This window comes from Arcicella sp. GW458-12-2-14-TSB2 (assembly GCF_059423785.1).
Genome location: NZ_JBWKYN010000211.1, coordinates 1 through 9,358, shown reverse-complemented (window position 1 = coordinate 9,358; position 9,358 = coordinate 1). Strand labels below are relative to the sequence as shown.

Below are 9,358 nucleotides of genomic sequence, written 5' to 3'. Positions count from 1 at the left end.
TATTAACAAATAACCGAACCACATGAGAACCAATAAACCCTGCTCCACCTGTTATTAAAAGCGTTTTTTTCATAAACTGTTATAATTTTTAATACTCTAAAGGCTATTCTTGATTTTATATGTGATGCTTAATCACATAGCCATTTATCCTTACTTACTTTATCTATTTCTAGCTTGATTTCACAAATAATAATCCTTTTTTTGCAGAAAATGCTAAAATATATAAGCAAGAAATAAAAGCACCTAAAATACCCAATAAGCGATTTGTATAATGGTATGTTATTTTCAATCGATTCAGAATCGGTAATTGTCGATTTTCCTTAACCTCAAGCAAAAACCAATTTGTTAATGAAACCTTATCAAGTGTGTTTGTGATTCCGTGCTTTTTAAAAAACGCATTAACCCAAGATACATAACTCAGTTTGGCTTCTAGTTTTCTATGTAGTACAGAAAGATTACCCGTTAGAGATGATATATTTAGTCCACTATATCTCCAATAAACGTATGCTCCTTCTACAGTATGAATACCACTTTTTCTTGAAAATTTTACCCAAGTGGCATCATCAGCACACCAAGCTAAATCAAAATTGACCAATCCATCTTCCTGTTCAAAAAGGGTACGTTTAAATACATATTCTACTACGAAGCTTTGAATGTTTCCTCTGGTTTTTTCAGCATAAAATTCAACACATGTGAGTACTGGAGGGAATTCCTTGGAATGTCCGAAATTCTCTATTTCTACGCCATCTTGGTTAATTACCTTGACAGGAAAATGGACTAATTCTATTGCTGGGTTATTTTCAATATACTTATAAAAGGTTTCGACACAATTCAAGCCTATTAAATCATCATCAGAAAATAGCCATATCCATGTTTCTTCTTTTACCAACTCGATGCACCTATTCCAATGACTTACTAAATCTTTACCTCCTAAATTTTCCTCGAATTTTTTATAATTAATATTCAATGAAGTGGTAAAATCAGCAATGATATCCCACAATTTTTCTGGGCTGTTGTCATCTCCTATATATACCGTGAAGTTTTTATTGGTTTGTTGATTAAGAGATTCTAAGGTAGCTCTCAGAAAGTTGTGTTTATACGCAGGTATAACTATAGCTAAAGTATTTTCATTTAGTGTGTCTGTCATATTACTTGTAATCTATTTGTATAAATTTGTTTACAGAATTATCCATTTTTCAATTGAATATACATCGGCTTATTTGTTTTTTTTTCTATAGTCAACTATACAGGTATCAACTTTTCCGATTGAAAATCATCTTTTTTTCTATCTGCATACTTAAAGTATTCCAATCCTTTTATATTAATTCCTAAAATAGCCATAAAGAATTTAAAGGTTCCTAAGTCACCTGTTCCAAATATAAATAATAGAAAACTTAAGAACATCCCTAAGGTGAGTATGGCAAGCCTCTTAGCAAAGCTACTTTTAGCAAGCAGATAATTACGTATTAAATATAAGATAAGCGCTATTGAAAAGATTAGTTGAGTAACCATCCCTACAATGCCTTGTTCAATCAAAAGTTTATAGAGGTAACTTTCAAATCCTGCAAAAGATGAGTCACTGGCTCTATCTTCTACCTTCCCTTTAAATCCTAAATTTTCTTCTATGTATGAAAAACCATTTCCTGTTATTGGGCTTTTATTAAAAATCAATACCGATGAAGCTAACTGATAATTTCTAAGTTCCACAGAACTACCTTCAAGCTTAGACCCTCTACTAGAAAAAGTATCAAAAGAGTTACTTACAAACTCATTAACCTGAGGAATGAAAGTAATAGCCAAATTCATCACAAAAATTGTAATAAAGGCAATTTGTATTTTCTTGCCCAACTCTAGTCCCCATATAAAATAGACCGCAGCTCCTCCTAAGAATGCAAAGAAAGGCGTCCTTGAGTTAACCATAAACAAATTGATTAATGAAATCAATAGGATGGCAATAAAAAGGTTTTTATTTGTTTTCTTGAAAGATAGGTTACCTAACAAGAAAATATTCATGAGGATTGCTATTGTTAATAGAAAACCGTAGTAAATAGGGTGCCATGTGAATGAGGTAATCCTATATCGCCCGTCGTGTCCAGACGTATATACTTCAGCATAGTCAACAAAACCGAAAGCATGGCTGACAAATGCTGAATAAAAATTATTCCCTGTTACATAGTTATAAAATCCATATACACCAAAGGCAAGGAAAAAGAATAAGATAATTCTATAAATTTTTATAAAATCATTAATGTCTCTTACTAACATAAACGTTAGTACCATTACGAAAAAATTATCAAAAAAATAGCCTAAACTTCTGTTTAAAATCTTAACAAGATTAAGATTAAGTCTTGAGTCAAATAAAGCAATAATCAAAAAACCTATGAGTATTAACGATATACTTGCCTTTAAAGGAAAGTATTTTACTTTTACCCAAAATTTGCTTTTTACTAATTGTATTAAAAATAAAAAAAAAATAAAAAATCTAGATGAGGTAGTTGGATATGCTTGAAACATTACAAAATTATCCGAGATAAACAGTATACCAAACATAAACCATGCTAGTCTATCCACACCTTCGGCTTTGTACATGCGAAATACGATGAAAAACGCAAATAACTGTATAAGCAATCCCTCCATTTTTGTATAATTTAACTATTCTATTATTAATCTTAATCTAAATAAAACATAATAAGATTTGGACAAATGCGAAAACTACTTTAAATCTTTCTTCAAAAATTTAGAAACAAAAGCAATTATATATTCTTTATCACTTTTTGTAAATAAAAATTGATAAATAACCACTAAAGCAATTAGCGCAAAAACAGATTCTTTTACAATGATAAGTAGCCATATATTGCTTATTGTCTGCATCGAGAATATCCATTTTACTGCTATTCCAATAAAACCAATTACAGCAATGGGAAATAGGAATGATTCAGTAAATATCTTAAATGAATTGTATTTCAATTTAGTTGGATAATAATAAATATAATAATAAGCTACTTGAAATACTACATAACAGGTATATGAAATGATAACTCCACCCATCCCAAAACTATCCATTAAAAACCAAGCAAGTGTAAGCGAGAATATCGTTGAAAATGCCGACATATAGATAATTGTCCGCAAAGAATTACTAACCAATACTAAGCTTGACAATGCTGAGTTATGTAGTCCTAACAATGAAAACACCCATAAATTAAGCCATGGTACTAAATAGGCATTTTTCTCTCCTACATACAAAATAATAAGTTCTTTGGAAGAAAGCGTGAATCCGAAAACTATTAGGCCTAGAAAAATGGTAATATATCTAGTTCCATCCATGGCAATTTTCATCTCACTTTCTTTATCCCCTAACTCTCGCACTTTGGTAGCATGCGGTAAAATAACACCTACAAAACTAGAGCCTAGTATTAATATAAGGTTTGCAATACCCTCTACTACCCTATAATCACTAACACTAGTTAAACCCAACTTTATTCCTAAAAATACTGGTCGTAGATAGTTAGCAGAAAATTGGAAAATCCCAAAAGAAAAAATACTTAAGCAATAAGGCAATACTTCCGCCATAGCTTGTTTATAATATTTTGGCAAAAAGGATATTCCTAAATTTAATTTATTGATTCTGCTAGCATAAAAAGGAATATTTATAACAGAACACAAAGTATTAAGTGCAAAAAATGAAATAATGTTAAGCTTTAAATAAATAGTAAGGAATAATACTACTAACTGAGCCACTTTAGTTAACAACAATATTCTTTGTTGCCATCCTACTAAATCATTAGATCGTAATAATTGTTCCATTACATTTCCTCCCCAAACAGGAAAGGAAGTGATAATAAGAATATATATTAATTGCTTAAAAATTTCATCATCTGTAGCGCTTAAGTGAAATATCTGAGAAGAAAACAAGCTCAAACTCACTAGCACTAAGGCATTTACAAAAGCGATTACCAGATAAAATAATAAACTAGATTGGAATAATTTTCTTAGTCCGTCATAATCATTCTTGACGAGGTAAGAAGAGAAAAACTTTACATTTCCCGATGAAAATCCCATATCAAGGATTTTCAGATAGATATTCACTGAAATAGCGATTCCTATCAAGCCATATTTTTCTTTACCAAAATAGGTTAACAAAAGTGGTACTGAAAAAAAACCGTAAGCAGCATTTGTAACATTACAAATAAGACTCCATGCCACCCCACTAAAAATATTTTTTATATTACTCATTGTGCAAAGTTTTATTACTACTTACTAGGCCTCTAGTATCTCTTTATACCTATTAACTCCCATCCCGATAGTGTCTTTTAACAATTGTTCTAAATTGGTATTTAGTTGAGTCAAATCAGCTTGTTTGAAAAAATTAATTCTTTCTAATAAAGTATTTGCATCACTAAAATGATCATCCATACCAACAAATGCTTCATTCTCGGCAGGGAGAAATCTAAAACAAATCAAGTCATAATATAATGCTTCATAATATGCTGTAGAATTATTAACAATAGAAAAATCATATCCTTTGTTCTCAAACAATTCAACAAGTGATTCCTTACCATCTATTACTGTTATACTACTTCCTTCGCATAATCCTTCATAAAACGTTTTATCTAACGATAAATGTAATTTAAGTTCGAATTGTACATTTGGTTCAATAGAAAGGAAGTCTTTCAAGATTTTTACAATGTCAATATTAGTATCCTCATAAATTTTTCTACCTAATAAGACAACACATCTTTTAAAGGTATTTTTTAATCTAATTGATTTTTTATCATACTTCGGATTGCCCGCTATTTCAATAATATTCTCTGGTACTTTATGTGTTACTTTTAAATCATGCTTTGAGGTTTCTCCCCAAACTAAAAGTTTCTGAGCAGTAATACATTCAGCATTAATAATATCTAATGGAATAAATTTTTTATAATTCACAAAGAAACTATGAGAAAGGGATACCGTTGGGCACTGAGCGATATTAAAAAATTGAGTAATCAGGCTTTCAAATGTATAAGCACTATTGAATGAAACATATGTTTTATCTGAATAATCAAAACCTTTAAATTGTTTTTTTAATGATTCTTGGCTATTCTTATAAGATACTATTTTACTTGCTAGAAAAAATACATTATTAAGGTTTTCTTGGCCAAGACCAACTTTAAACAAAGTAAAAAAAATAGCTTTTAATATTCGGAAAGGCTTGAATGTTTTATTTCTTGGCAACTTTCCTAACAATACGGCTTCATATTTTTCAATACCCTGAAACGTTTGCGCTATTTGATGGCTGTAATCACTTCTATCAACAGAATATAAACATACAAATCTGTTATTTTCCATAGCTCTTCTTAGATCAGTAAAATCAATTTCAGAGCTGAAATTGTATAATATTTCTCTAAATACGACTGAATCACTTTGGTTAAAAGCAACTCTTGCTATGTCATGAGCCAAAACTTTACTAAAGTCGATGCCATCATTTAAAAAAATAAGTTTTTGTTTTAAAATCTGATAATATTTATAATTCTTATCATCCAGCATAGTTCTCTATAGTTTTCAATTCATCAATTTAAACCAAATGTAACTTATAGCCATTTGGTGAATAATCATACTCTTTTTCTTCTCTCTTAGCAATTGGCTTTGCAGGTATTCCGCCTACTATAGTATAAGCTGGAACATCCTTTGTTACAACTGCGCCCGCAGCAACTACTGCTCCTTCTCCAATTGTTACACCCGGTAAAAGAATACATCTTGAGCCAAGCCAAGCGAATTTTTTGATAGTTACTTTTCCACCGACTGCTTTAAAATGTAAATCATTATAATCATGGTGTAAGGACCAAATCATCACCTCTGTACCAAAACATACATTTTCACCTATTTCTAGCCCCATTCTTGCATCTAATATACATCTATGACCTAGAGCTGTTCCTTCTCCAATTGTAAGTCCTTTAGGGTTTCTATATTCATTTCCTCCATAAACAGCTGTAGATTTGGGAATGGTAGCTCCCATATAATTTAGCACAGCAATTCTTATTCTTTGAGATGGGAAAGAGGAAATAATCCTATTTAAGAAAAACCATTCTAAGGAATCCTTCCAAAGGTATAAAGCTTGCTTGATGCTTGAAGGAATTAAATTTTTAATTTTTTTCATAATGAAATCCAAATTATTTAAAATGGAAGTTTGGCAAATACAATCTCACCAGTACTATTTTTATTTAAACGACGTGTATCTGTTGTATAGGTAATGTAATAGCTATCTCCATATTTGTAAATTGATGGATAATGACAACCAAATTCATTTTTAATGATAATTTTGGCTTCATTACCACATACGTTACTGTTTTTCCCATATCGAATTTCAAGGACTGTTCTTACATTGTACTTTCCAAAATTCTCACTGGTATTCCAAGCAGATAAAAAACCATCTCTAATCTTAACAAAACTCATTTTACTACCTACGCTAGTAAAAGAACAACTATCATTAAGACTAAATGGCGTAGAGAAAGTATTTCCGCCATCGATACTTTTTGTTAAAAATATTCCTCCAATACTATTTCTACCGAGCATCAATACTTCTTTACTATTATTAAATAGAAATGCACCTTCAACAGTTTGCTTATTATATTTCGGTACTATATTAATTGGATATGGTGTTCCTATGAATTCAAATGATTTACCCGCGTCTTTGGTTCTCATAATAACAGTAGTGCCTTCATCTGTTTTCCAGTCTTCTGTAAATTTACCTAATGTTAAGCCTATATACGTTCCGTCATCAGTAATGACAGGATCTGTAGTAGCAAACATATAATCTGTACTCAACTTATAATTATTATTAAATGCACTTTTTATTTGTCCTTTGACATTAGATAAATCAAAATCACTCACTTCTTTAGAATTACTATTACCTATTTTACAAACCTGAGGTTCTGTAAAAGTTGCGGTTTCAGGATTAAAATCTCTGTAATAATATTTCTGAACTTGATTAACATATATTTTAGATAAAATACGAATCTTGCCATCTGCTGTTTTAAATAAAACAGGCGTATAACAAGGTGTATTTTTATCTAGTTTTACAGTACTATATACGTGGCTTTCTTCAAAAACATCATATATTTTTTTGGAAGCAACAGGGTTATTGATATCAAAAATAGATAGTCTAACGGATTGTCCGCCTGCTCCCTCATTGGTACTTGTATGATTACTGTAATAAGCACAATAACCTATTCCGTTGTGAATCAAAAGTTTTGAATCATGGGCATATACCTCTGCGTCAATTTTTGAAATAGTCTTTTGACTTTTGATTAGTTCATTACCAATGTAGATAGCCATACTTGGTTCCACCTTAGTATCTAAAAGAGATTGACTTAGTAATAAGTCTTCAGTACAGCTTAGTAATAAAGCACTGGTTAGGATTATAAATAATAATTTCATATATAATTTTTAATTAGCAGTTAGTAAGATTAATAGATGTATAGATTGGTCACAACCTATACATCTATTTTATTTAATTAAAGAGAACCCTCTTTAACTTTAATTACTTTTATCATTAGGAACATATTTGTGGTGTTCTTTAGCATGAACTTTCTTTTCTTTTTCACCACATATTATCGTCGCTTTTTTAACATCATCAACAAATTGTCTTAGCTCTCCTTTAGTGATATCCAACGCAACACTGTCAAAGTGTACCCAATCAAGGTTACCTAATTTAACGTGCTTTTCAATCATCAAAGCTCCAGCACTTATTGCCATCTGTGAAGCTAATGCCCCTACGTCATGACTAGAATAACCTGGAATAATGTTAGGGAAACGTTCGTGGCGTATTTCGTTATAGTGGCGAATTACCGCAATATTACATGCATCTGGTGGCGCAGGGTACGAAGACGTACATTGTAGAAGATAAAGCAACCTGTTGTTTGTAGTAAATTCATTTAATACAAATTCTTCATATTCTTTATCAGTAAAACCTGTTGATACAACAATATCACCATCAAAAGTATCTGCCACATGCTTAAGATAATTTCTATGATTAGAAATTGTACTTGGAAGCTTGATTAGTGGAAGATTATACTGCAATATGTATTCGTAAGAGTTTTTATCTAAAACTGATGTAAACCAGAAAATTTCATTTTTCCTACATTCATCAATCAATACTTTAAATAAATCATCTGTTAGCTCAACTGATCTACGATAATGACCTAAGGTATTACCAAATGGAGATTTATAAGGTTTTGCTAATTCAGCTTCGCTGTAAAATGAATCAACATCTCTTCTTTGTACTTTAATAATGTCAGCTCCTTCATCCTTCGCCATTCTAATCATTGTTCTCAGACGCTTCTCATCACCAATGTGATTATTAGTAAGCTCGGCCACAACCATAGGAATACCTGCAAAAATCTTTTCTTTTACACCTAAATAAAGGTCGTTGTTACTTTTATGCTCAGCAAAATCACTAAAGTTCCCTTGGTTAAACAATCCTACAGAAATATCACTATAAGGTTTTCTACCAACATGAAGAAGGTTGATTGAAGGAACGTCAGTTTCTATATAAGATTTGATTCTGATAAAAGTATCTTCTTGTGTACGAAGAACTGCATCTCTGAATTGTTGACTATGTCCTGAATAATCTTCAATTAAAGTTGTGTTAGAATCACTGCCAAAATCGAAACCTAGAAAATATATGTCAAGTTTTTTATTTAATTCTTTGGCCATAACAACTCCTAGACGGATAGCTGAAAGGAACAAAAAATCTGAAATAAAAAGTTCTTCACCATGTGCTGAAAATAAATAGCTTTCAGTCGTTTCATAAGTATCTGGGAAATATGATACTTGCATACTAGGAACTGAATCCGGCATTTGCTTATCAGAGATATAATAAGAAGCCTTGAAGCCATTTTCTTTGATACTTTGATAAGCCCACAAACTATGTACTAAAGCAATATCTCCTGCATAAAAGCGCTCTGAATCATTAATATTGATAACAACTCCATCTTCTAATTGAGATTTAGCAATTTTCCCTAAACTTGCTCCTTTACCAAGTACATAAACTCTATCGGTCTTAGATTTTGAAAATATATTTCTGATTTGGGTCGAGAATGCCTCCATAATTTTACTTTTTGAAGAATTTATAATTTATTATAATGTGTTATATCGTATGTCTATTACTTCTTTTGCCAAGTCGAGTCAATTTCTTATTAGCAATTCTTATGATTGAATCTTAGGTAGAGAAGTAATAAAAATCTTACCTATTTCAAAAAACAACAGTTACAAAATGAATGTTAATTAATTGATACACAATTAGTTTTGTATATCTCTAGCAAAATTAATACCATAATTTGAAAATAAATTTTTATCGATATTTATACTATTCTAT

The 9,358-nt window shown here is 30.7% G+C and carries 7 protein-coding genes; all 7 read right to left on the bottom strand.

Features of this window, described 5'->3' with window-relative positions; translation table 11 throughout:
- Positions 1-169 precede the first annotated feature (169 nt).
- Positions 170-1,147 carry a glycosyltransferase family 2 protein gene (locus tag AC07XN_RS21460; RefSeq protein WP_494744536.1) on the bottom strand — a complete coding sequence of 326 codons (978 nt, stop codon included), beginning with the start codon at positions 1,145-1,147 and terminating at the stop codon, positions 170-172.
- Between the two features lie 95 nt (positions 1,148-1,242).
- Positions 1,243-2,589, bottom strand: coding sequence for an O-antigen ligase family protein (locus tag AC07XN_RS21455; RefSeq protein ID WP_494744535.1), 1,347 nt, complete (start codon positions 2,587-2,589; stop codon positions 1,243-1,245).
- A 123-nt stretch (positions 2,590-2,712) separates the two neighbouring features.
- Positions 2,713-4,233 (bottom strand): lipopolysaccharide biosynthesis protein, encoded by a 1,521-nt coding sequence (locus tag AC07XN_RS21450; RefSeq protein WP_494744534.1) that lies wholly within the window; start codon positions 4,231-4,233, stop codon positions 2,713-2,715.
- A gap of 24 nt (positions 4,234-4,257) precedes the next feature.
- Entirely contained in the window at positions 4,258-5,529 is a 1,272-nt protein-coding gene (locus AC07XN_RS21445; protein ID WP_494744533.1) for a hypothetical protein, read from the bottom strand.
- 28 nt (positions 5,530-5,557) lie between these two features.
- The gene (locus tag AC07XN_RS21440; RefSeq protein WP_494744537.1) at positions 5,558-5,833 is read right to left on the bottom strand and encodes an acyltransferase; all 276 of its coding nucleotides are present in this window, start codon (positions 5,831-5,833) and stop codon (positions 5,558-5,560) included.
- A gap of 323 nt (positions 5,834-6,156) precedes the next feature.
- Complete coding sequence (locus AC07XN_RS21435) at positions 6,157-7,419, bottom strand: hypothetical protein (protein ID WP_494744532.1); 1,263 nt, start codon at positions 7,417-7,419, stop codon at positions 6,157-6,159.
- Between the two features lie 99 nt (positions 7,420-7,518).
- The gene (locus AC07XN_RS21430) at positions 7,519-9,090 is read right to left on the bottom strand and encodes an N-acetylneuraminate synthase family protein (protein ID WP_309924375.1); all 1,572 of its coding nucleotides are present in this window, start codon (positions 9,088-9,090) and stop codon (positions 7,519-7,521) included.
- Positions 9,091-9,358: the final 268 nt, after the last annotated feature.